Raw genomic sequence first — 22,467 nt, 5'->3', positions numbered from 1 at the left:
CTCTCATGTACTCCACCAGACGTCTGCGCCTCACGGCACTGGGCGCGACCCTGGCCGCCGCGTCGCTCGCCCTGTCCGCGACGCCGTCCGCAGCGGTCACCGGCCCCGCGCTGCCCTCCGGTGACACCACCCACGCCTATGCCGCACAGGTGATCGTCGGCGACCACGACCGTGGCTGCTCCGGTGTCCTGGTCGACGCCGAGTGGCTGCTGACCGCGGCCAGCTGCTTCGCCGCGAACCCCGCCGCGAGCCTCGCTGTGCCCGCCGGCAAGCCCGCGAAGAAGACCACCGCGACCATCGGCCGCGCCGACCTCACCGGCACCGGCGGCGCGGTCCGCGAGGTCGTCGAGCTGGTCCCGCGCAGCGACCGCGACGTGGTCCTGGCCCGGCTGAACCGGCCGGTCACCGGCGTCAGCCCCATCGCGCCGGCCACCACCGCGCCCGCCGCGGGCGAGGAGCTCCGGCTCGCCGGCTACGGCCGCAGCCAGAACGAGTGGGCACCGCTCGCCCTGCACACCGGTGCCTTCACGGTGGACGCGTCCGACGCCACCACCGCCACCGTCACCGGCAAGGACGGCGTGGCCGCGTGCATGGGCGACACCGGCGGCCCGCTGGTCCGCACCGTCGGCGGCACGCAGCAGCTGGTCGCCCTCGCCAGCCGCTCCTACCAGGGCGGGTGCTTCGGCATCGACGAGGCCGAGACCCGCACCGGCGGCACCGCCGTCCGGGTCGACGACCTGGCCTCGTGGATCGCGGCCGAGGTGGGCGCCACCCGCGTCACCGACTTCAACTGCGACGGCGTCGAGGACATCGCCGTGGCCGACCCGACGGCCACCGTCGGCGGCGACGCCAAGGCCGGTCTGGTGCGCCTCGTGTACGGCGGCGGCAAGGGCACCGCCGAGATCAACCAGGACCTCGACTGGGTGCCCGGCGGCGCCGAGGCCGGCGACCAGTTCGGCCAGGCCATCGCCGTCGTCGACTACAACGAGGACGGCTGCACCGACCTCGCCGTCGGCACTCCCCTGGAGAACCTGGGCGAGGCGACCGACGCGGGCATGGCCGACATCCTCTACGGCGCCCCGGGCGGCCTGGGCACCGGCGCCACCAAGAACACCCACTTCGAGCAGGCCGCCGGCAGCGGCTCCCTCGCCGCGTCGACCCCCGAGACGGGTGACCACCTGGGAGAGTCGCTCGCCGCCGGAACCACCGCCGCCGGTGAGCCCTTCCTCGCGATCGGCGCGCCCGGCGAGAGCCTGGGCAGCCTCGCCAAGGCGGGCGAGGTCTTCTACGTGCGCGGCACCGCCAACGTCGCCCTGCACCAGGACATCGCGGACACGCCGGGCGCCGCGGAGGCGAACGACCGCTTCGGCGAGACCCTCGCCGCCGACGCCAACCACCTGGCCGTCGGCGCCCCCGGCGAGGCCATCGGCACCGACGCCGAGGCCGGCGGCGTGGCCGTCTACTCGCACGCCCTGAACGCCGACAAGCGGCCCACCCCGCTGTTCGGGCTCGACCAGGACCTGGACGCGGTCTCCGGCGGTGCCGAGCCGGGCGACCTGTTCGGTGCCTCCCTCGCCCTCGTCCCGTACCGCCCGTCGGGCGCGGCGAGCGCGAACGAGTCGATCCTCGCCATCGGCTCGCCGGGCGAGACGCTGGCCGTCAACGGTGCCGACAAGGCCCAGGCCGGCAGCGTCACCACCCTGCGCATCACCGCCTCCGGCACCTTCAGCGCGCTCAACTACTACTGGTCGGGCACCGGTGACGACGACGTGTCCGGTGCCGCCGAGGCCGGGGACCACTTCGGTGCCGCCCTCAGCGCCGTCAACACCGCGCCCCGCGCGGTGAGCACCGGCGCCACCATGAAGCTGGCCGTCGGCATCCCGGACGAGGCCCTCGACACCTCGGCGAAGGCGGGTGCCGTGCACGTCTTCTCGCTGCTGGGCTCGCCCGGTGCGAACGACAAGTGGATCCAGGCCGGCGACGGCGACGGCATCCCCGGCGCTCCGGGCGCCAACCAGCGCCTGGGCTCCAGCCTCCACTTCACCGGCACCCACCTGTACGTCGGCATGCCCTACGGCCCCAGCACCTACGGCGCCCTGTACGCCCTGCCGATGGCCAACGTGACCGCAGGCGGGACGAACGCGGCAGCCACCGTCTACCAGCCCGGACAGGGCGGCCTCCCGGCCGCCGGCAGCGACTTCGGACACGCCGCCCGGTAGCTCGACGCACCCACGTGACGAAAAGGGGGGCGCCCGGTGTCCGCCGGGCGCCCCCTTCGTCGTGCCGCCCGCCGGTCAGGCGATGTGGTTCTCCTCCAGCTCCGCGTTGAAGCGGTTGGAGAAGCGGACGACCAGGCGCTTGGCCTCCGCGTCCGTGAGCGACGTGCCGTACGTCGCCTCGATGTTCTCGCCGAACTCCCGCGGCGTCGGGAAGCTGTCGTCGATCGACCGCCGGAAGACCTGGTAGTACGCCTCCTCGTCCGGCTCCGCGGCCGGCGTGCCGCCGCCGTCGCCCAGCTCCCGCGTGCGGCCCGGGACGACCGGGATGGGGAAGCTGCCGGTCTCCTCCGGGGAGGGCTCCTCGACGGGCGGCTCCTCCTCGTACTGGTCCCGGTACTCGTCGGCCTGCTGCTGCTCCTCGTACCACTGGGCGTACTGCTCGGCCGGGTCGTACGTCGGGTCGTAGCCGCCCTGGTACGCGACCTGGCGGGGGGTGTTGAACCAGGGGCTCTGGTCGTCGGGCTCGGGCGCCGCCTCCGGCTCGTGCGGGGGCCGGGCCGCCTCGCGGGACGTCTCACGGGCGCCGGCCAGCTCGGGGCGTCTGTCCGCCGCGGGCGCCACCGCGGGGGCCGCCGGCTCCGGGGCCTCGGCGGCCGGCTGCGGCGCGGGCGGCAGCAGCGCCGGCTCGATGCCCGCCGCCGCCAGGCCCGCCGGAGCCGTCTGCGCGAGGGGGACGCCGTAGCGGGCCAGCCGCAGCGGCATCAGGGACTCCACCGGTGCCTTGCGCCGCCAGGCGCGGCCGAAGCGGGAACGCAGCCGGGCCTGGTACACCAGGCGCTCCTGCTCCAGCTTGATCACCTGCTCGTAGGAGCGCAGCTCCCACAGCTTCATCCGGCGCCAGAGGAGGAAGGTCGGCACCGGCGAGAGCAGCCAGCGGGTGAGGCGGACGCCCTCCATGTGCTTGTCGGCCGTGATGTCGGCGATCCGGCCGACCGCGTGCCGGGCCGCCTCGACGGCCACCACGAACAGGACCGGGATCACCGCGTGCATGCCCACGCCCAGCGGGTCCGGCCAGGCCGCCGCGCCGTTGAACGCGATCGTCGCCGCCGTCAGCAGCCACGCCGTCTGACGCAGCAGCGGGAACGGGATGCGGATCCAGGTCAGCAGCAGGTCCAGGGCGAGCAGCACGCAGATGCCCGCGTCGATGCCGATCGGGAAGACGTAACTGAAGTCCCCGAAGTCCTTCTTGAGGGCCAGCTCGCGGACCGCCGCGTACGAACCGGCGAAGCCGATCCCGGCGATGACGACGGCACCGAAGACGACGACGCCGATGAGAACGCGGTGCATCCGTGTCAGCTGAAGTGGCGCGGCCACCCGTACTCCCCTCCCAGTGCCTGTTGTTGCGCGGAACAGAGTGGCACATGTGTACGGGGGGACGGGCGGCCGGTCGGGTCCCCCCCGGTCGCTAGGACTTCGCGGTGCTCTTCGACGGGCGCTTGGAGGCGTCGTCCGAGGTGTCCTCCGACCCGCCGTCGGAGGTGCCCTCCGAGGTCTCCTGCGCCGCCCCCTTCGACGCCGACGGGGAGCTGCTCGGCGCGCCGCCCGCGCCGTTGGCCTTCATCACCGCGGCCACGGCCTCCTTGGCGGCCTTCTGCGCGTCCTTCGTCAGGTCGTCGGCGTCCGGCGTCTTGTCACCGGCCAGGCCCGCGCCGTTGTAGTCGACGGTGACGACGACGTTCTCGACGCGTGCCACGACCGTCTGCTGCTTGAAGGTGCCTTCCTTCTTCTTCAGGTCGTAGCGCACGACCGCGGCCTCGTCGCCCGTGCCGCTCACCGGCGTCGTCTTCACGCCCTGCGCGCCCTCGGCGGTCTGCGCGTCCTGGAGCTGCTTCGTGTACTGGCCGCGCGCCAGCTCGTCGCCCGCACCGCGCGTCACGTCCGAGTCGAAGCGCAGCATCGACACGCTCAGCCAGCGGAACTGCGAGCCCTTCACGCCGTTGTCGTCGAGGCTGTCCCAGGAGCAACTGCCGCGCATCGCGGTGTCGTTCGACGCGCCCTCCTTGCCGGAACCGGCCTCCGGCACCAGCTCTTCCAGCGTCTTCTTCGTCACCGCCGAACACGGCTCGGGGAGTTTCCCGTACGCCGCCGCCTGCACCGTCGGGGACGGGCTCGCGGACTTCGACGCCGTCGTGGTCGCCGCGGCCTCGTCCTTGCCGTCGCCGGAGCCCGAGTCCGAGGAGCAGCCGGCTGCCACCAGCATCACGGGTACGGCGGCCGCGCAGACAAGAACGCGGGTAAGTCGCTTCGTTCGCTGGTCACGCTGGGCTCGTCGCTGCATGGTTCCTTCACTCATGGCACTCGTGGTTCCTGTGTCCGGATCGGGTCCGGGAGATCACGGTACGCGTCCGGCACCGCGCACGGTCCGGCCCACCGCGTCCCACGGGCGACCCGCACGGGGCCGGGGCGGGCTCAGCCACCCAGCGAGTCCGCCAGCTGGGAAGCGAGTTTCCGCGCCCTGTCCTGCATTTCCTTGCTGTCGGGCACGACTCCGACCGTCGCCGACTGCTCCGCGTACTCGACGGTCACCATCACGTTCGACGTGCGGAACGCCACAGTCACCGTGCGCCGTTCCGCCGTCGAACCGGAGCCGCTCAGCTCGTCGTCCAGGAACGCCTCGTCGCCCAGGTCGTCCAGGAGGCGCGGCTGGAGGTCGGTGGGGGCGCCGTCGGAGGCGGACGGGCTCGACGAGGGCGAGGCGGGCGGCGTGGACCCCGGGGCCGACGCGGAGGACGGGGCGCCCGGACCGGCGGGCGACGCGCCGGACGACGGGGTGCCGGACGGGGACCCGGAGGCCGGCGCGGACCCCGACGCCGACTCCGGCCCCGAGGCCGTCTCCGAGACGACCGGCTCGGGCAGGTGGGCCGCCTCCACCTGCTGGGCGAAGAGCCGCTCGGCCTCGCTGTCGTCGCTCACGGAGCTGTCGTACGACACCACCCGCTCGAAGTCGACGAAGAGGTGGTCGGTGGCGTCCGCCGACTCCACCTTCCAACGGCAGCCGACCTTGCGGTCGGTGTCGTACGCGAGCGTCGGCTCGCCGGCGTACTCCTTCTCGCGCTGCTGCTCGTCCGCGATCTCCTGGATGCCGGGCAGCAGCGAGTCGAGCGTCTTGCGGCCGACCGCGCGGCACGGCTCCGGGAGCGTGCGGTACTTGCCGGGCCGCGCCGCCTGGCCGGCGACGCCGGGCTGCCCGGGGTTGGAGTGGTCCGTCGTGGCACCGTCGTCCGGGCCGCCGGTGCAGCCGGCCAGCAGCGCCGCCAGCAGGGCGGCGACGCCGGGTACGTAGGCCTTCCGCTGCACGGTGCGGCTCCTCTCGCCGGTGTGGCTGTGGTCGGTACTCCAGTGTCCCCGCTGGTTATTCGCTTGCCGCGCGGGGGCGCCCCCTGCAGACAATGTGTACCGCACGCGCCGCCGTGAACGCCGGTCGGCTGTCTCTTCGGCCGCCCTTGGCGCCGGTTCTGCGCTTCGAGACTTCTGTTGTGTTTCCGGGGGAATGAGGACGATATGTCGTACGTGGAGATACCGGGCGCGAAGGTGCCGATCCGCATGTGGACCGACCCGGCGACGGTCGAGGACGTGGCGCTCCAGCAGCTGCGCAACGTCGCGACCCTGCCGTGGATCAAGGGTCTGGCGGTCATGCCGGACGTGCACTACGGCAAGGGCGCGACGGTCGGGTCCGTGATCGCGATGCGGGGCGCGGTGTGCCCGGCGGCGGTGGGGGTGGACATCGGCTGCGGGATGTCGGCGGTGAAGACGTCCCTGACGGCGGACGACCTCCCGGGCGACCTGTCGCGGCTGCGGTCGAGGATCGAGCAGGCGATCCCGGTGGGCCGCGGGATGCACGACGACCCCGTCGACCCGGGCCGCTTCCACGGTCTGGCGACCGCGGGGTGGGACGACTTCTGGGGGCGGTTCGACGGGGTGGCCGACGAAGTCAGGTTCAGGCGGGAACGGGCGGCCAAGCAGATGGGCACGCTGGGATCCGGAAATCATTTCATCGAGCTGTGCATCGACATGTCCGGTTCGGTCTGGCTCATGCTCCACTCCGGTTCCCGCAACATCGGCAAGGAGCTGGCCGAGCACCACATCGGCATGGCCCAGAAGCTTCCGCACAACCAGGGTCTGGTCGACCGCGACCTCGCGGTGTTCGTCGCGGACACCCCGCAGATGGCGGCGTACCGCAACGACCTGTTCTGGGCCCAGGAATACGCCAAGTACAACCGCACCCTCATGATGGCGCTCTTCAAGAATGTGATCCGCAAGGAATTCAAGAAGGCGAAGCCGGTCTTCGAGCAGGAGATCTCCTGCCATCACAACTACGTGGCGGAGGAGCGGTACGAGGGCATGGACCTGCTGGTGACCCGCAAGGGAGCGATCCGCGCGGGGTCCGGGGACTACGGCATCATCCCGGGCTCCATGGGCACGGGCTCGTACATCGTCAAGGGCCTCGGCAACGACAAGTCCTTCAACTCCGCCTCCCACGGCGCGGGCCGGCGCATGAGCCGCAACGCCGCCAAGCGGCGCTTCTCCACCAAGGACCTGGAGGAGCAGACGCGGGGCGTGGAGTGCCGCAAGGACGCCGGCGTCGTGGACGAGATCCCGGGCGCCTACAAGCCGATCGAGCAGGTCATCGACCAGCAGCGCGACCTCGTGGAGGTCGTGGCGAAGCTGAAGCAGGTCGTCTGCGTGAAGGGCTGACGCCCGGGGCGCCGTCCGGCGTCAGCCCTCGCGGTGGACCTTGGTGTTCGACGCCTGGGCGCGGGGGCGGACGACCAGGAGGTCGATGTTGACGTGGGCGGGGCGGGTGACCGCCCACGTGATGGTGTCGGCGACGTCGTCGGCGGTCAGGGGGTCCGGGACGCCGGCGTAGACCCTGGCCGCCTTCTCCTCGTCGCCGCCGAAGCGGGTCAGGGCGAACTCGTCGGTCTTGACCATGCCGGGCGCGATCTCGACGACGCGGACGGGGCGGCCGACGATCTCCAGACGGAGGGTCTCGGCGAGGACGTGCTCCCCGTGCTTGGCGGCGACGTAGCCCGCGCCGCCCTCGTAGGTGGCGAAGCCGGCGGTCGAGGAGACGATCACGACCGTGCCGTCGCCGCTCGCCTCCAGCTTGGGCAGGAGCGCCTGGGTGAGGTTGAGGGTGCCGATGACGTTCGTCTCGTACATCCGGCGCCAGTCGTCCGGGTCGCCGGTGGCCACCGGGTCGGCGCCGAGCGCGCCGCCCGCGTTGTTGACGAGGACGCCGACCGCCTTGAACGCGGTCGCGAACTCGTCGACCGCCGCGCGGTCGGTGACGTCCAGGGGGTAGGCCGTCGCCTTGTGGCCCGCGGCCTGGATCTCCTCGGCCAGCGCCTCGATGCGGTCCTTGCGGCGGGCCGTGAGGACGACGCGGTAGCCGGCGGCGGCGAGCTGCCGGGCCGTGGCGGCGCCGATGCCGCTGCTCGCACCGGTGACGACGGCGATGCGGGCGGCGGCGGACGGGGCGGCTGCGGTGGCCATGGGCTGCTCCTTGGTTCGTACGACCGGTCGCCGCCCAGCGTAGTCAGCCGGCGCGGTCGGCCGGCGTGGTCAGCCGCCGTTGCGCGGGGCCCACATGATCAGGGCCATCCCGGCCAGGCAGACCAGCGCGCCCGTCACGTCCCAGCGGTCGGGGCGGTAGCCGTCGGCGACCATGCCCCACAGGATCGAGCCGGCGACGAAGACGCCGCCGTACGCGGCGAGGATGCGGCCGAAGTGGGCGTCGGGCTGGAAGGTGGCGACGAAGCCGTAGGCGCCGAGGGCGAGGACGCCGCCGGCCGCCCACAGCCAGCCGCGCTGTTCGCGCACGCCCTGCCAGACCAGCCAGGCGCCGCCGATCTCGAAGAGGGCGGCGACGGCGAACAGGGCGGCGGAGCGCAGGACGAGCATGCGGGCAGCTTCGCACGGCGGGGGGCGTGGGGCGGGGCCGGGGGAGGGGGCTGGAATAACGTCCGGGGCCGGATCGTTCGACGGGTATAGTTGAACCGTCAACAACTTGGAGGTTGAGCGATCATGCAGTTCGGCATCTTCACCGTCGGTGACGTCACTCCGGACCCGACCACCGGGCGTACGCCGACCGAGCGTGAGCGCATCAAGGCCATGGTCGCCATCGCGCTGAAGGCCGAGGAGGTCGGCCTCGACGTCTTCGCGACCGGCGAGCACCACAACCCGCCGTTCGTGCCCTCGTCGCCGACCACCATGCTCGGCTACATCGCGGCGCGCACCGAGCGGCTGATCCTGTCCACCTCCACCACCCTGATCACCACGAACGACCCGGTGAAGATCGCCGAGGACTTCGCGATGCTCCAGCACCTGGCCGACGGCCGGACGGACCTGATGATGGGGCGCGGCAACACCGGCCCGGTCTATCCCTGGTTCGGCAAGGACATCCGCGAGGGCATCAACCTCACGATCGAGAACTACGCCCTGCTGCACCGGCTGTGGCGCGAGGACGTCGTGAACTGGGAGGGCAAGTTCCGCACGCCGCTCCAGGGCTTCACGTCCACGCCCCGCCCGCTGGACGGTGTCGCGCCGTTCGTCTGGCACGGCTCGATCCGCTCCCCGGAGATCGCCGAGCAGGCCGCGTACTACGGCGACGGCTTCTTCCACAACAACATCTTCTGGCCCGCCGACCACACCAAGCGCATGGTCGAGCTGTACCGGACCCGGTACGCCCACTACGGGCACGGCACGCCCGAGCAGGCGATCGTCGGCCTGGGCGGCCAGGTGTTCATGCGGAAGAACAGCCAGGACGCGGTGCGCGAGTTCCGCCCGTACTTCGACGTCGCCCCGGTCTACGGCCACGGCCCGTCGCTGGAGGAGTTCACCGCGCAGACCCCGCTGACCGTCGGCTCCCCGCAGCAGGTGATCGAGAAGACCCTCGCCTTCCGCGACTACGCCGGTGACTACCAGCGCCAGCTGTTCCTGATGGACCACGCCGGACTGCCCCTGAAGACCGTCCTGGAACAGCTCGACCTGCTCGGCGAGGAGGTCGTGCCGGTGCTGCGCGAGGAGTTCGCCAAGAACCGCCCGGCGAACGTGCCGGACGCCCCCACCCACGCCTCCCTGCTCGCCGCCAAGGACGGCGCGCGGGCCGTCGACCAGGAAGGAGCGCGGGCATGAAGCTCGTCGTCGTCTCCGCGGGACTGAGCGTCCCGTCCTCCACCCGGCTGCTGGCCGACCGGCTGGCCGCCCGGGCCGCCGGGCGGACCTCGGCCGAGGTGCGGGTCGTGGAGCTGCGCGACCTCGCGGTGGAGATCGCGCACACCTTCACCAACGGGTTCCCCGGACGGGAGCTGTCCGCGGCCTTCGACGCCGTGCGGGCGGCCGACGGCCTGATCGTCGTCACACCGGTGTTCTCCGCGTCGTACAGCGGACTGTTCAAGTCCTTCTTCGACGCGCTGGGCGCCACCGAGCCGGACGCCCTGGCCGGGAAGCCGGTGCTGATCGCGGCGACCGGCGGCACGGCCCGGCACTCGCTGGTGCTGGAGCACGCGCTGCGCCCGCTCTTCGCCCACCTCAAGGCCGTCGTCGTCCCCACCGGCGTCTACGCCGCCTCCGAGGACTGGGGCGCCGAGGGGCTCGACGGGCGCATCGAGCGGGCGGCGGGGGAGCTGGCCGCGCTGATGACCGGGCTGTCGGCGGTCCGGAAGCCGGCCGGGGACACCGTCGAGGTCGTGCCCTTCGAGGAACGGCTCGCCGCGCTGCGGCCCGCCGGGTGAGATCCGGGTGAGAAGTCCGGCCGCCCGCTCGCGGGGCCCCCGGCCTTGGCAGACTGGAGGGGTGCCCCGGACTGTTCTGCTCGCCGAAGACGACCGCGCCATCCGGCACGCCCTGGAGCGCGCCCTCACCCTGGAGGGCTACCGGGTCACCGCGGTCGCCGACGGCGCCGAGGCGCTGGCGCAGGCCCGCACCAGCCGCCCGGACGTGCTGGTCCTCGACGTGATGATGCCGGGCGTCGACGGCCTCCAGGTCTGCCGGGTGCTGCGCGCCGAGGGCGACGGCACGCCCATCCTGATGCTGACGGCGCTCGTGGAGACCGCGGACCGCATCGCGGGCCTGGACGCGGGCGCCGACGACTACGTGGTCAAGCCGTTCGACGTCGAGGAGGTCTTCGCCCGGCTGCGCGCCCTGCTGCGCCGCACCGACCGCACCGACCGGACGGAGACGGACGGCAGCGGGGCGGCGGCCGCCGGGGACGCCCCGGCGGGGGAGGACGCGCCCGGGCGGGCCCCGGAACGCGGGGAGCCCGACGCCCGGTACCTGGAGGCGGCCGGGCTGCGCATGGACCCGCAGGCACGCCGCGCCTGGCGGGGCGAGCGGGAGCTGGAGCTGACCCGCACCGAGTTCGAGCTGCTGGAACTGCTGGTCCGCAACGCGGGGATCGTCCTCGACCACTCCACGATCTACGACCGCATCTGGGGCTACGACTTCGGCCCCGGCTCGAAGAACCTCGCCGTCTACGTCGGCTACCTGCGCCGCAAGCTCGACCAGCCGGGCGCCCCGCAGCTGATCCAGACCGTGCGCGGGGTGGGTTACGTGCTGCGGGAGGGCTGAGTGGGCACCTCGTCCGGACCGGGCGGCCGGGGCGCAGCGGGCGGCGGGACGGGGACGGGGGGCCGGGGACGGCGGCCGTGGCTGCGGTCGCTGCGGACCACGTTCGCCGTGTCGTTCGCGACGGTCACGGCCGTCGTCACGGTCCTCGTCGGCGTGTTGTCGTACAACGCCGCCGCGCGGCTGGTGCGGGTGGACCAGGAGTCCGTCTTCGACCAGGTCGTGCAGGACCTGCGCGCCGAGGTGCGGCAGCGGCCGATGTCGCCCGGCGACTTCTCCTCGTCCGCGCCCGGCCACGACATCGTGCGCCCGGCCCGTACGGACGTGCAGGTGCTGGGGCCGGACGGCGAGGTCTCCGACCCGGCCGGCCGCCGGCTGCCGGTGACCGGCGACGACCGGCGCACGGCGGCCGCGGCGGTGGCCGGGCGGATGGTGCAGCACCAGGGCGTGGACGTCGGCCACGACGTCTACCGGGTCGCGACCGTCGCCCTCGGTGACGGCCGGGGCGCCGTGCAGGTGGCGCAGGAGTTCAGCGACACCGAGGACCTGCTGCGGGCGCTGCAGCAGCGCACCTGGGTGCTGATGGGCGCGGTGGTGACCGCGGCGGGCCTGTGCGGCTGGTGGCTGGCACGGCGCATCACCCGGCGCCTGATCGCCCTCACCTCCGCCGCCGAGGACGTCGCCCGCACCCGCAGGCTCGGCATCCAGGTACCGGTCACCGGGTACGACGAGGTGGGCCGGCTGGGCCGCGCCTTCGACCGCATGCTGGGCCGGCTCGCCCAGTCGGAGGAGGACCAGCGGCGCCTGGTCCAGGACGCGGGCCACGAGCTGCGCACCCCGCTGACCTCGCTGCGCACCAACATCTCGCTGCTGCGCCGGATCGACGAGCTGCCGCCCGACGCGCGCGAGGAACTGGTCGCCGACCTGGGGCAGGAGGCCCGGGAGCTGACCGACCTGGTGAACGAGCTGGTCGAGCTGGCGGCCGGCCAGTCCGGGACGGAGCCGGTGCGGCCGGTCGACCTCGGGGAGATCGCGTACGAGGTGGCGACCCACGCCCGGCGCCGCACCGGGCGCGAGATCAGCGTGCGGGCCTGCGGCGACACGACGACGGCCGGCCGGCCCGTCATGCTGACCCGCGCGATCTCCAACCTGGTCGAGAACGCCGCCAAGTTCGACCGGGACGGCACGGGCCCCATCGAGGTCGTCGTCGCCGGTCCGGCCCGGCCCGGCACGATCAGCGTCGAGGTCCGCGACCGCGGTCCCGGCATCACCGACGCCGACCTGGTCCGCGTCTTCGACCGCTTCTACCGCGCCGCCGACGCCCGCTCCCAGCCCGGCTCGGGCCTCGGCCTGTCCATCGTGCGGGAGGTGGCGCTGGCGCACGGCGGAGCGCCGTTCGCCCACCGGCGGGAGGGGGGCGGATCGGTGATCGGGTTCACGGTGGGCGAGGTCCCTGCGCGGGACGAGCCGCCGGGCGGCGCGGTCTGACGGCGGTACGGGCCGTCGCCGGGCGGCTCAGGCCGTGCCGGCCAGTTCGTACCCCGCCTCGTCGACGGCGGCGCGGACGGCCGCCTCGTCGAGCGGGGCGGCGGAGGTGACGGTGACCTCGCCGGTGGCGGCGACGGCCTTGACCGCGGTGACCCCCGCCAGCGCGGAGATCTCCTCGGAGACCGCGCCCTCGCAGTGGCCGCAGGTCATGCCGGTCACCTTGTAGACGGTGGTGACGCCGGCGTCCCGGCCGCTCTCCGCCGTGGCGCCGGAGTGGCAGGAGCCGTCGGTGGTGCAGCAGGAGCCGGAGTTCTTCTGGTCGGCGGTCATGGCGTCCTCCTCGGGGTCGTCGACAGGTGGGCAGCACGTGGGGCGCGCTTCTCACGGCGCCTCACGTGCTGCCCACTGTATACCCCTAGGGGGTACCTGGAAAGTGCCCCGGCACCCGGACCGGCGCTCAGGCCGACGACGTGCGGCCGTGGTCGGTGCACAGCGCCCAGATGACGAAGACGCCGACGCCGATGGAGATGATCGCCCAGAGCGGGGTGTAGGGCAGCCAGATGAACTGCAGGATCACGAAGAGGGCGGTGAGCCCGACGCCGAGGCCCCGCGCCCAGGCGGCGCCCGCGAGAACGCCCCACCCGGTGATGGCCACGAGGGCGCCGAGGATCAGGTGGATCCAGCCCCAGGAGGTGAGATTGAACTTGAAGACGTAGTCGCCGACGGTCGTGTAGACGTCGTCCTTCGCGATGGCGGCGATGCCGCTGAAGACGCCGAAGAGGCCCTCGATCATCATCAGCACGCCGGCGAGGACGACGCCGCCGGAGGCCCAGGCGGCCTTGGTGTCTCCGGGCCGGGCTCCGGTGCTGCGGGTGGCGTTGGCCATGGTCGTTCTCCGTCCCTCGGAGTCCGCGGTGCGCGGGCACTCCCCAGTGTTCGCCCGCAACCGGACGACGACGACCGGGTGTAGGCCGTTCGGGTGAAAGTGCCGACGGGCCCCGGCATGAAGACGCGGGGGAAGACTGCCGGAAGTCGGCAATGCGGTGGGACGCGCCGGTCGGCAGGATGGAGGCAAGGGGAGCACGTGGGACGGCTCCGATGCCGGGCACCGGCAGGTGGCCCCTCGGAGCCCGACGTGCCGTCGCTGTCACGGGTGGGACCCGGACGGGATCACGGGGGGTAGGGCATGCGGGCGTTCGTCGAAGCCGCCGCCGGGATCCCCGCCGTCCCCCGCACCGCCGCTCCGCGGAGCGCCGTCGGCTCCCGCCGCTCTGGCCGGCCCGGCCCCGTCGTCCCCCCGGCCCCCGCAGCCGTGCCGGCCGCGCTCGCGGTCCTCGCCGCCGCGCCCGTCACCGCACGGCGTGCGCCCCGGGCCGTCGTACGGCCGTGGCGCCGGCTCCTCCCCGACGAACGCGGGCCGTCCCGGACGGCCGCCTGAACCTCGCGGTGCCGTCCGGACGGCCGCCCGAACCCCGCGGTGCCGTGCCGCACCGGCCGCCGCTGTGACGCCTCCGGGCCCTGAGCGGGCTCGCCTCTCCTAGCCGCCAAGGACGTGCTGATGAATGCCATGACCGTGGGCGTGGGCGCGCTCGTCGTCCTCTGCCTGCTCGCCGTACTCGTCGTCTCCCGGCTGTTCCGCAAGGTGGAGCAGGGCAAGGCGCTCATCGTCTCCAAGATGCGCAAGGTCGACGTGACCTTCACCGGGCAGGTCGTCCTGCCGGTGCTGCACCGGGCCGAGGTGATGGACATCTCGGTGAAGACCATCGAGATCACCCGGGCCGGCAAGGAGGGCCTGATCTGCCGGGACAACATCCGCGCGGACATCCGCATCTCGTTCTTCGTGAAGGTCAACAAGACCGTCGAGGACGTCGTCAAGGTCGCCCAGGCGGTCGGCACGGCGCGGGCGAGCGACCGCGACACCCTGCAGGAGCTGTTCCACGCGAAGTTCTCCGAGGCGCTGAAGACCGTCGGCAAGCAGCTGGACTTCACCGACCTCTACACCAAGCGCGAGGAACTGCGGTACCGGATCATCGAGGTCATCGGCGTCGACCTCAACGGCTACCACCTGGAGGACGCGGCGATCGACTACCTGGAGCAGACGCCGCTGTCCCAGCTCGATCCGGCCAACGTCCTCGACGCGCAGGGCATACGCAAGATCACGGAGCTCACGGCCGTGGAGCACGTGCGCACCAACGAGGCCCAGCGCACCGAGGAGAAGGAGATCACCCGGCAGAACGTCGACGCCCGGGAGGCGATCCTGGAGCTGGAGCGCCGCCAGGTCGACGCCGAGATCAAGCAGAAGCGGGAGATCGAGACCGTGCGGGCCCGCGAGGAGGCCGAGACGGCACGCGTCGTGGAGGAGGAACGGCTGCGCGCGCAGGGCGCGTTCCTGCGCACCGAGGAGCAGCTCGGCGTCCAGCGCGAGAACCAGGCCCGTGAGGTCGCCGTCGCCGCGAAGAACCGGGAACGGGTCATCGCCATCGAGAACGAGCGCATCGAGAAGGACCGGCTGCTGGAGGTCATCGCGCGGGAGCGGGAGACCGCGCTGACCCGGATCGCGGCCGAGAAGGAGGTCGAGGCGGAGAAGCGGGAGATCGCCGAGGTCATCCGCGAGCGGGTCGCCGTGGACCGCACGGTCGCCGAGCAGGAGGAGTCCATCAAGAAGCTCCGCGCGGTGGAGGAGGCCGAGCGGCAGCGGCAGGCCGTGATCATCGCGGCCGAGGCGGAGGCGCAGGAGAGGCTGGTCAAGGACATCAAGGCGGCGGAGGCCGCCGAGCAGGCCGCCACCCACCGCGCGGCCGAGGAACTGACCATGGCCGAGGCCCGGCTGAAGAGCGCCGACCTGGACGCGCAGGCCAAGCTGAAGCTCGCCGAGGCCGTCCGGGCCGAGAGCGCGGCGGAGGGACTGGCCGCCGTCGAGGTCCGCGACAAGGAGGCCGAGGTCATCGAGAAGGCGGGCCGTGCGGAGGCCCAGGCGGCCGAGGCCCGGATGCGCGCCGAGGCGGAGGGCGTACGGGCCAAGGCGCTGGCCGAGGCCGAGGGCGTCGGCGAGAAGCTCAAGGCCGAGGCGGCCGGCCTGACCGAGAAGGCGGCGGCGATGGCCGCGCTCGACGAGGCGTCCCGCGCGCACGAGGAGTACCGGCTGCGCCTGGAGGCCGAGAAGGACGTCCGGCTGGCCGGGCTGGAGGTGCAGCGGCAGGTCGCCGAGGCACAGGCGACCGTGCTGGCCACCGGACTGGAGAACGCCGACATCGACATCGTCGGCGGCGAGTCGGTGTTCTTCGACCGCCTGATGTCCTCCATCGCGCTCGGCAAGGGCGTGGACGGCTTCGTCCAGCACTCCGAGACGGCGCAGGCCCTGGCCCGGCCGTGGCTGGACGGCACGTCGAACCTCGCCGACGACCTCGGCCGGATCCTCGGCCCGGTCTCCACGGCCGACGTGCAGAACCTGACCGTCTCCGCGCTGCTGATGAAGTTGATGAGGACGGGCGGCGCACACGCGGACCAGGTGCAGAAGCTGCTCGACAGGGCGGGGGAACTGGGGCTCGCGGACGCCCCGCTGACGTCGCTCAACGGCAGCGCCAGGAGCTGACGGCAGCGCCCGACCACGTCGTCCTCCGAAGCCGCCCGCCACACGGGGGCGGCGGCTTTAGAGCCCACTCGCGGAAAGGATCCCCATGGCAACCGGGGCGGACACCAGCGCGCACGGGACACCGGGCACCGGCTCCCGCGAAGCGCTGGACACCGGCACCTACGAGGTGCTGCGCGACCGGCTCACCGCCCAGGCCGCCGAGCTGGCCCGGCGGGCCGAGGCGCTGAACGCCCGCCGGGTCGAGGAGTTCGGCTCGGCCGGGCTGGAGCTCGCCGGCACCGAGCGGCTGCGGACCGAGCGGCCCTGCGTGCCCCAGGACGTCGTCGCCGTCGGCGGGAGACTGCTCCTCGGCCACAACACGGCCTTCGCCACCCGGACCGAGGCCTCGGTGGGCGACGTGTTCGCGCTGCACGACGGGGACCTGAACCGGCTGCCCGAGGACGCCGTCCCCGGCCTGCTCGACGACCCCGCCTTCGTCCGGGAGTTCGCGGCCCTGTACCGCTACTACCGCGAGGCCACCCTGCTGCGGCTGCGCCGCGTCGAGGGCAGGCTGCTCGCCGTGTTCCGCACCGGCGAGAAGGCCGACGACATCCGCGTGCTGCGCTGGGCGCTCACCGACGACGGGCGGGCGTCCTTCCTGGACGCGCGCGGCGACCGCGACCACGTCCTGCCGCCCGCCCACGACTTCCCGTGGACCGGGACGACCCGCGAGGACCACGTCCTCGGCCGCCACCCGCACGTCTCCGTCGGGGGCGAGGTCTTCGTCTCCGCCGTCGGCGGCACCCTCACCGTGAAGGTGGACGACGACACGGAGACGGCGGAGGGCATCCACAGCGAGCCGGTCACCGAGCCGCTGCAGGCCCTCGCCGACGCGGACATCGCCCACGCGCGCGTCGGCGCCCTCATCCTGCTGCGCGTGCGCCCCTACAAGGAGGAGACCGACCGGTACCTGGTGTTCAACACGCTCACCAGGACGGTCGTCCGGCTCGACGCCGTCGGACAGGCCTGCCGCCGCCTCCCCGACGACCAGGGCATCATCTTCCCCGGCGGCCACTACCTGGCCACCGGCACCCACCGCACGTACGAACTCGACGCGGACGGTCTCGAGTTCGAGCGCGAGGTGCGCTCGCCGAACGGCGAGGACGTGCTGTACGCGTTCCACGCGCCCGCGCACGGACGCACCCTGCTGCTGCCGTACAACCTGATCCGCAAGGAGGCCGCCGCACCGCTGTCCTGCCGGGGCTGGGCGCTGTTCGACGACGGCACGCTCACCCTGCTGCGCACCGAGGGCGACGAGCCGGCCCGGGTGCACCCGGTCCAGCGGTGGACGTCCCCGTTCGTGTCCGACACGTACGCCGCCGCCCGCCCCGCCGGCGGCGGCCCGCTGGCCCGCATCGGCAACCCCGACCTCGTCCGGGGCATCTCCGACTGCCTGTCCGTCACCAGGGCCGCCACGGAGACCACCCCGACCAGCGGCGTCTACGCGGAACTCGTCGCCGCCTGCGTCCGGGCGGCCGACGCCCACCACTGGCTCGGCGACCCCGAAGCGGGCGACCTCGCCGACCCGTTGGGGCAGGTACGGGCCACCGCCGAGCAGGTGCTCGCCGAGTTCGAGAACGTACAGGCCCTGACCCGGCGGGCGGCCGACGCGCTCGAGGAGGCCGCCTCGCGGCTCGCCGCCGTCGTACGCCGGCTGCGCGGCGAGGCGCCGCGCGGGGCCACCGCCTGGGTCACCGGACTGTCCGAACTCCGCCGTGCGCAGGGGCACCTGCTCACGCTCAAGGAGATGCGGTACGCGGACACCGCGCGCATCGACGACCTCGCCGCCGGGGCCGAGACCGACCTGGCCGCCTTCGGGCAGCGGGCCGTCGCCCACCTGGCCCGCGAGGACGCCTTCGCCGAGTACCACGCGGACGTCGAGCGGCTCGTCGCGGACGCCGGGGCGATCGGCACCGCCGCCGGGGCCGCCCCCCTCGTCGCCCGCCTCGACGAACTGGCCGAACGGCTCGGCACGGTGACCGAGGTCGTCGCCGGGCTCGACATCGGCGACGCCACCGTCCGCACCGCCGTCCTGGAACGCGTCGCCGGGACCCTCGCCGGGGTCAACCGCGCCCGCGCGGTCCTCGGCGCCCGCCGCCGCACGCTGCTCGACCAGGAGGGCCGGGCCGGGTTCGCCGCCGAGTGCGCGCTCCTCGGCCAGATGGTCACCGGCGCCCTCGCGGTGGCCGACAGCCCCGAGGCGTGCGACGAGCAGCTCGCCCGCCTGCTGGTCCAGGTGGAGAACCTGGAGTCCCGGTTCGCCGAGTTCGACGACTTCCTCGGCGAACTCGCCGGCAAGCGCGACGAGATCCACGAGGCGCTCTCCGCCCGCAAGCAGTCCCTCGCCGACGCCCGCGCCCGCCGCGCCGAACGCCTGGCGGACTCCGCGGCCCGCGTCCTGCGCACCGTCGTGCGCCGTGCCGCGACGCTCGCCGACGCGGACGCCGTCACCACCTACTTCGCCTCCGACCCGATGCCCGCCAAGGTGCGCCGCACCGCCGCGGAACTGCGCGAACTGGGCGACCCGGTACGCGCGGAGGAACTGGACGGCCGCCTCGACGCCGCCCGCCAGGAGGCGTCCCGCGCCCTGCGCGACCGCACCGACCTGTACGCCGACGACGGCCGCACCCTGCGCCTGGGCGGCCACCGCTTCGCCGTCTCCGCCCAGCCCCTCGACCTCACCCTGGTCCCGCACGGCGACGGCCTGGCCTTCGCCGTGACCGGCACCGACTACCGGGCCCCGGTCACCGACCCGGACTTCGCGGCCACCCGCCCCTACTGGGACCGGCCGCTGCCGTCGGAGTCGCCCGAGGTCTACCGCGCCGAACACCTCGCCGCCCGCCTGCTCGACGAGCACGGTCCCGCCGCCCTCGCCGGGACCGGCGACCTGCCCGCCCTCGTCCGCGGCGCGGCCGAGGCGGCGTACGACGAGGGGTACGAGCGGGGCGTCCACGACCACGACGCCGCCCTGATCCTCACCGCGCTGCTGCGCCTGCACGACGGCGCCGGCCCGCTGCGCCACGAGCCCGCCGCCCGTGCCGCCGCCCAGTTGTTCTGGGCGCACGGCACGACGGACGGAGCCCGCCAGGAATGGCGCCGGCGCGCCCGCTCCCTGGCCCGCGCCCGGGACACGTTCGGGCTCGCCCCCGCCATCGCCGACCTGCGGCGGGAGCTGGCGTCGGCCATCGGCGGGGAGAGGGCGCAGGCCGCCGCCGCGTACCTCTTCGAGGAGCTGACCGCCGGCCCCGACGGCTTCGTCCTCGGCGCCGGCACCCGCACCCTGCTGGACAAGTTCCGCCGCACGGTGGGCGGCCCGGCCTACGACGAGGACCTCGCCGCCCTCGACGGCCTCGCCGCCCGCCGCCAGCTGGTCGAGGCGTGGCTGACCGCGTACACCACGGCCACGGGCACGGACGTCGCACCGGGCGACCTGGCGGAGGCGGTGGCCGCCGAACTCTGCCCGGACCTCACGCGTTACCCGGGCGACGCCCCGCTGACGGAGACCGTGCGCGGCCTGCTCGGCACCCACCCGCGCATCGCCGGCGGCGCCCTGCCCGTCCGCGTCGACGAACTCCTCGCCCGCACCCGCCGCTTCCGCGCCCGCGACGTGCCCGGCCACCGCGCCTTCCAGCAGCGCCGCGGCACCCTGGTGGCCGCCGAACGCGCCCGGCTGCGCCTGGACGAGTACCGTCCGCGCGTGCTGTCGGCCTTCGTCCGCAACCGGCTCATCGACGAGGTGTACCTCCCGCTGATCGGCGACAGCCTCGCCAAGCAGCTCGGCACCGCCGACGCCGCGCACCGCACCGGATCCGGCGGGCTCCTCCTGCTCGTCTCCCCGCCCGGCTACGGCAAGACGACCCTCGTCGAGTACGTCGCCGACCGCCTCGGCCTGATGCTGGTGAAGATCAGCGGCCCGGCCCTGGGACACGCCACGACCTCCCTCGACCCCGCCGAGGCGCCGAACGCCACCGCCCGCCAGGAGATCGAGAAGATCAACTTCGCGCTGGAGGCGGGCAACAACACCCTCCTCCACCTGGACGACATCCAGCACACCTCCCCGGAGCTGCTCCAGAAGTTCATCCCGCTGTGCGACGCCACCCGCCGCGTCGACGGCGTACGGGACGGCGAACCGCACACCTACGACCTGCGCGGCAAGCGCTTCGCCGTGTGCATGGCCGGCAACCCCTACACCGAGTCCGGCGCCCGCTTCCAGGTCCCCGACATGCTCGCCAACCGCGCCGACGTCTGGAACCTCGGCGACGTCCTCACCGGCAAGGAGCACGTCTTCGCGCTGAGCTTCGTCGAGAACGCCCTGACGGCCAACCCGGTCCTCGCCCCGCTCGCCGGCCGCGACCGCGCGGACCTCGACCTGCTGCTCCGCCTCGCCGAGGGGGACACCACGGCCCGCGCGGACCGGCTCGCCCACCCCTACGCCCCGGCCGAGCTGGAGCGCGTCCTCGCCGTCCTGCGCCACCTGCTCACCGCCCGCGCGACGGTCCTCGCCGTGAACGCCGCCTACATCGCCTCCGCCGCCCGGACGGACGACGCCCGCACCGAACCGCCCTTCCGGCTGCAGGGGTCGTACCGCAACATGCGGAAGATCGCCCAGCGGATCCAGCCGGTCATGAACGACGCGGAACTGTCGGCGCTCGTCGAGGACCACTACCGGGCCGAGGCCCAGACCCTCACCACGGGCGCCGAGGCGAACCTGCTGAAGCTGGCCGAACTGCGGGGGACCCTGACGCCCGGCGAGGCGGCGCGCTGGGCCGAGGTGAAGGCCGCCCACGTGCGCGGCCGGGCGCTCGGCGGGCCGGAGGACGACCCGCTGACCAGGGCGGTGGCCGCCCTCGGCCTGCTCGCCGACCGGATCGGCGCCGTGGAGGCGGCGATCGGCCGCGTCGCGGCGCCGCCGCCCCGCCCGGCCGGCCGGCACCCGGAGGCGGGCGGGGAGTGACGCCGCGTCCCGGGGCCGGCGGACGTCCGCCGCCGGTTCCGCGGGCCCCGGCGCCCGGATCCCCGGTGCCCCGGCCCGCGCCCCGGCCCCCGGTCCGCTCACGCCCTCGGGGCACGGCGGGCCGAACGCGTGTGTGGAAGTGGCCGGGCGGCCGTTTGCGGCGCGCGGCCGGGTGTCACCCGGCAGGCATCGAGCAGCGGGCGCCGACCGGTGCCCCACCGGCGACGGAACAGGAGCGGCCCCATGACCACCACCGTCAACGACATGCTCCGCACCTACCCCGCCGACCTGGGCGGAGTGGACCGGGAAGCCCTGGCCAGGTGCATCGAGGAGTGCCTGGCCTGCGCCCAGGCGTGTACCGCGTGCGCCGACGCCTGCCTGTCGGAGGGCATGGTCGGTGAGCTGACCAAGTGCATCCGCACCGACATGGACTGCGCCGACGTCTGCGACGCCACCGCGTCGGTGCTGTCCCGGCACACCGGCTACGACGCCGGCGTCACCCGGGCCGTCCTGCGGGCCTGCGCCACCGTCTGCAAGGCGTGCGGCGACGAGTGCGCCTCCCACGCGGACGCGCACGAGCACTGCCGCGTCTGCGCCGAGGCGTGCCGGCGCTGCGAGCGGGCGTGCGACGAGCTGCTGGCCGGCCTGGGCTGACACGCGGCCGTACGACGCCGGGCGGCCCCCCGATCGTCGGGGGGCCGCCCGGCGTCTCGTACCGGAGCGGGTCAGTGGTAGGCGTGGACGACGGCGTGGCCCTTGCCGCGGCCGATCATCCACTTGTTGACCGGCGTGGTGAGCACGAAGGCGACGGCGAGTCCGCCGAGCAGCGCGTACCAGAACAGTCCGTCCGACAGGTGCGCGTCCATCGCGCCCGGCACGAGGGCGATGATCCCGTTGTCGACCAGTTCCATCACCGCGATGGAGACGGTGTCGGCGGCCAGTGCGACCTTGACCGCGGCCCTGAGGTCCAGCCCGGCCCGGCGCACCGCGAGAAGCGTGAGCGAGTAGCCGAAGAGGAACGCGAGCACGACGGCGAGGATCATCGTCGGGACGTTGCCCCACATCAGGGCGGTGCCGATCACCATGCCGAGGATCTCCCCGATGGCGCATCCGGTCAGGCAGTGCAGCGTCGCCCTCGCCGCCATGGCCCACGATGCCGGACCGTGCCCGTGGTGCCCGTGCCCGTCGTGGTGCTCTCCGTGGCCGTGGCCGCCTGCGGGAGCGGCGTGGCCGTGCGTGGCGCCGGAGTGATGCGTGCCGTGGTCCATGACGTCGTCCCCATTCGATGTCCCGCGGGCCCCGGGAGGCCCCCACGACACGAATCATATACCCCCTGGGGGTATATCGCCAAGAGTTCGCGGCGACCGCCCGGCCGACGCGGGGAGGTGGGGGACACGGGGGTCGCGGGAGGGGGAGAGGAAGCCGGGGCGGGTGCCGTCGGCACCCGCCCCGGCCGGGGCGACGCGGTCAGTCCTCGCCGAGCAGCTCGTTCATCCGCTCGATCTCCGCGCTCTGCGAGGTGATGATCTCCGCGGCCATCTTCGTGG

The 22,467-nt window shown here is 73.8% G+C and carries 17 protein-coding genes; 9 read left to right on the top strand and 8 right to left on the bottom strand.

Annotation, left to right across the window (positions count from 1 at the left end):
* Window positions 1-5 precede the first annotated feature (5 nt).
* Window positions 6-2,219 carry a trypsin-like serine protease gene (locus ACZ4V6_RS33285; protein WP_467834572.1) on the top strand — a complete coding sequence of 738 codons (2,214 nt, stop codon included), beginning with the start codon at window positions 6-8 and terminating at the stop codon, window positions 2,217-2,219.
* Window positions 2,220-2,294: 75 nt separating this feature from the next.
* Here ACZ4V6_RS33285 and ACZ4V6_RS33280 read toward each other — a convergent pair whose 3' ends face one another.
* The 3 genes from ACZ4V6_RS33280 to ACZ4V6_RS33270 all read right to left on the bottom strand — a co-directional run bounded on the left by ACZ4V6_RS33280 (window position 2,295) and on the right by ACZ4V6_RS33270 (window position 5,576).
* Entirely contained in the window at window positions 2,295-3,593 is a 1,299-nt protein-coding gene (locus ACZ4V6_RS33280; protein WP_467834570.1) for a DUF2637 domain-containing protein, read from the bottom strand.
* Between the two features lie 91 nt (window positions 3,594-3,684).
* Entirely contained in the window at window positions 3,685-4,572 is an 888-nt protein-coding gene (locus ACZ4V6_RS33275) for a DUF3558 family protein (RefSeq protein WP_467834569.1), read from the bottom strand.
* A gap of 116 nt (window positions 4,573-4,688) precedes the next feature.
* Complete coding sequence (locus tag ACZ4V6_RS33270; RefSeq protein WP_467834568.1) at window positions 4,689-5,576, bottom strand: DUF3558 domain-containing protein; 888 nt, start codon at window positions 5,574-5,576, stop codon at window positions 4,689-4,691.
* A gap of 204 nt (window positions 5,577-5,780) precedes the next feature.
* Between ACZ4V6_RS33270 and ACZ4V6_RS33265 the strand changes: the two genes are divergently transcribed.
* Window positions 5,781-6,974, top strand: a complete 1,194-nt coding sequence (locus ACZ4V6_RS33265; protein WP_467834567.1) for an RtcB family protein — start codon at window positions 5,781-5,783, stop codon at window positions 6,972-6,974.
* A 21-nt stretch (window positions 6,975-6,995) separates the two neighbouring features.
* Here ACZ4V6_RS33265 and ACZ4V6_RS33260 read toward each other — a convergent pair whose 3' ends face one another.
* On the bottom strand, window positions 6,996-7,775 hold the full coding sequence (locus ACZ4V6_RS33260) for an SDR family NAD(P)-dependent oxidoreductase (protein WP_467834566.1): 780 nt from the start codon (window positions 7,773-7,775) through the stop codon (window positions 6,996-6,998).
* Window positions 7,776-7,844: 69 nt separating this feature from the next.
* Window positions 7,845-8,183 carry a YnfA family protein gene (locus ACZ4V6_RS33255; RefSeq protein WP_467834565.1) on the bottom strand — a complete coding sequence of 113 codons (339 nt, stop codon included), beginning with the start codon at window positions 8,181-8,183 and terminating at the stop codon, window positions 7,845-7,847.
* A 123-nt stretch (window positions 8,184-8,306) separates the two neighbouring features.
* Here ACZ4V6_RS33255 and ACZ4V6_RS33250 point away from each other — a divergent pair, with 123 nt between their 5' ends.
* The 4 genes from ACZ4V6_RS33250 to ACZ4V6_RS33235 all read left to right on the top strand — a co-directional run bounded on the left by ACZ4V6_RS33250 (window position 8,307) and on the right by ACZ4V6_RS33235 (window position 12,335).
* Complete coding sequence (locus ACZ4V6_RS33250; protein ID WP_467834564.1) at window positions 8,307-9,416, top strand: LLM class flavin-dependent oxidoreductase; 1,110 nt, start codon at window positions 8,307-8,309, stop codon at window positions 9,414-9,416.
* The gene (locus tag ACZ4V6_RS33245; protein WP_467834563.1) at window positions 9,413-10,015 is read left to right on the top strand and encodes a CE1759 family FMN reductase; all 603 of its coding nucleotides are present in this window, start codon (window positions 9,413-9,415) and stop codon (window positions 10,013-10,015) included. The genes ACZ4V6_RS33250 and ACZ4V6_RS33245 overlap by 4 nt, the downstream gene beginning before the upstream one ends.
* 61 nt (window positions 10,016-10,076) lie before the next feature.
* The gene (locus ACZ4V6_RS33240) at window positions 10,077-10,850 is read left to right on the top strand and encodes a response regulator transcription factor (RefSeq protein ID WP_467834562.1); all 774 of its coding nucleotides are present in this window, start codon (window positions 10,077-10,079) and stop codon (window positions 10,848-10,850) included.
* Between the two features lie 108 nt (window positions 10,851-10,958).
* The gene (locus ACZ4V6_RS33235) at window positions 10,959-12,335 is read left to right on the top strand and encodes a HAMP domain-containing sensor histidine kinase (protein ID WP_467834561.1); all 1,377 of its coding nucleotides are present in this window, start codon (window positions 10,959-10,961) and stop codon (window positions 12,333-12,335) included.
* Window positions 12,336-12,362: 27 nt separating this feature from the next.
* Here ACZ4V6_RS33235 and ACZ4V6_RS33230 read toward each other — a convergent pair whose 3' ends face one another.
* The gene (locus ACZ4V6_RS33230; protein ID WP_467834560.1) at window positions 12,363-12,665 is read right to left on the bottom strand and encodes a heavy-metal-associated domain-containing protein; all 303 of its coding nucleotides are present in this window, start codon (window positions 12,663-12,665) and stop codon (window positions 12,363-12,365) included.
* A gap of 127 nt (window positions 12,666-12,792) precedes the next feature.
* Window positions 12,793-13,221, bottom strand: coding sequence for a DUF7144 family membrane protein (locus ACZ4V6_RS33225; protein ID WP_467834558.1), 429 nt, complete (start codon window positions 13,219-13,221; stop codon window positions 12,793-12,795).
* Between the two features lie 672 nt (window positions 13,222-13,893).
* On the opposite strand from ACZ4V6_RS33225, the gene ACZ4V6_RS33220 reads away from it, so the two are divergent.
* The 3 genes from ACZ4V6_RS33220 (at window position 13,894) to ACZ4V6_RS33210 (ending at window position 21,574) form a co-directional block, all read left to right on the top strand.
* A complete protein-coding gene (locus ACZ4V6_RS33220; RefSeq protein ID WP_467834557.1) occupies window positions 13,894-15,927 on the top strand; it encodes a flotillin family protein in 2,034 nt (677 codons plus the stop codon).
* Between the two features lie 85 nt (window positions 15,928-16,012).
* On the top strand, window positions 16,013-20,920 hold the full coding sequence (locus ACZ4V6_RS33215) for a DNA repair ATPase (RefSeq protein WP_467834555.1): 4,908 nt from the start codon (window positions 16,013-16,015) through the stop codon (window positions 20,918-20,920).
* A 243-nt stretch (window positions 20,921-21,163) separates the two neighbouring features.
* Window positions 21,164-21,574 carry a four-helix bundle copper-binding protein gene (locus tag ACZ4V6_RS33210; RefSeq protein WP_467834553.1) on the top strand — a complete coding sequence of 137 codons (411 nt, stop codon included), beginning with the start codon at window positions 21,164-21,166 and terminating at the stop codon, window positions 21,572-21,574.
* A gap of 71 nt (window positions 21,575-21,645) precedes the next feature.
* Here ACZ4V6_RS33210 and ACZ4V6_RS33205 read toward each other — a convergent pair whose 3' ends face one another.
* Complete coding sequence (locus ACZ4V6_RS33205; protein WP_467834551.1) at window positions 21,646-22,188, bottom strand: DUF4396 domain-containing protein; 543 nt, start codon at window positions 22,186-22,188, stop codon at window positions 21,646-21,648.
* Window positions 22,189-22,467 lie beyond the last annotated feature (279 nt).

The organism is Streptomyces sp. NPDC029152 (assembly GCF_055564355.1).
The sequence above is the reverse complement of the archived record's forward strand: the minus strand, read 5'-3'. Positions and strand labels throughout refer to the sequence as shown.

Coding starts and splice junctions, on each gene's coding strand:
- ACZ4V6_RS33260 (WP_467834566.1), bottom strand. CDS start 7,775: ATGGCCACCGCAGCCGCCCCGTCCGCCGCCGCCCGCATCGCCGTCGTC.
- ACZ4V6_RS33210 (WP_467834553.1), top strand. CDS start 21,164: ATGACCACCACCGTCAACGACATGCTCCGCACCTACCCCGCCGACCTG.
- ACZ4V6_RS33255 (WP_467834565.1), bottom strand. CDS start 8,183: ATGCTCGTCCTGCGCTCCGCCGCCCTGTTCGCCGTCGCCGCCCTCTTC.
- ACZ4V6_RS33285 (WP_467834572.1), top strand. CDS start 6: ATGTACTCCACCAGACGTCTGCGCCTCACGGCACTGGGCGCGACCCTG.
- ACZ4V6_RS33250 (WP_467834564.1), top strand. CDS start 8,307: ATGCAGTTCGGCATCTTCACCGTCGGTGACGTCACTCCGGACCCGACC.
- ACZ4V6_RS33215 (WP_467834555.1), top strand. CDS start 16,013: ATGGCAACCGGGGCGGACACCAGCGCGCACGGGACACCGGGCACCGGC.
- ACZ4V6_RS33220 (WP_467834557.1), top strand. CDS start 13,894: ATGAATGCCATGACCGTGGGCGTGGGCGCGCTCGTCGTCCTCTGCCTG.
- ACZ4V6_RS33275 (WP_467834569.1), bottom strand. CDS start 4,572: ATGAGTGAAGGAACCATGCAGCGACGAGCCCAGCGTGACCAGCGAACG.
- ACZ4V6_RS33205 (WP_467834551.1), bottom strand. CDS start 22,188: ATGGACCACGGCACGCATCACTCCGGCGCCACGCACGGCCACGCCGCT.
- ACZ4V6_RS33265 (WP_467834567.1), top strand. CDS start 5,781: ATGTCGTACGTGGAGATACCGGGCGCGAAGGTGCCGATCCGCATGTGG.
- ACZ4V6_RS33225 (WP_467834558.1), bottom strand. CDS start 13,221: ATGGCCAACGCCACCCGCAGCACCGGAGCCCGGCCCGGAGACACCAAG.
- ACZ4V6_RS33230 (WP_467834560.1), bottom strand. CDS start 12,665: ATGACCGCCGACCAGAAGAACTCCGGCTCCTGCTGCACCACCGACGGC.
- ACZ4V6_RS33245 (WP_467834563.1), top strand. CDS start 9,413: ATGAAGCTCGTCGTCGTCTCCGCGGGACTGAGCGTCCCGTCCTCCACC.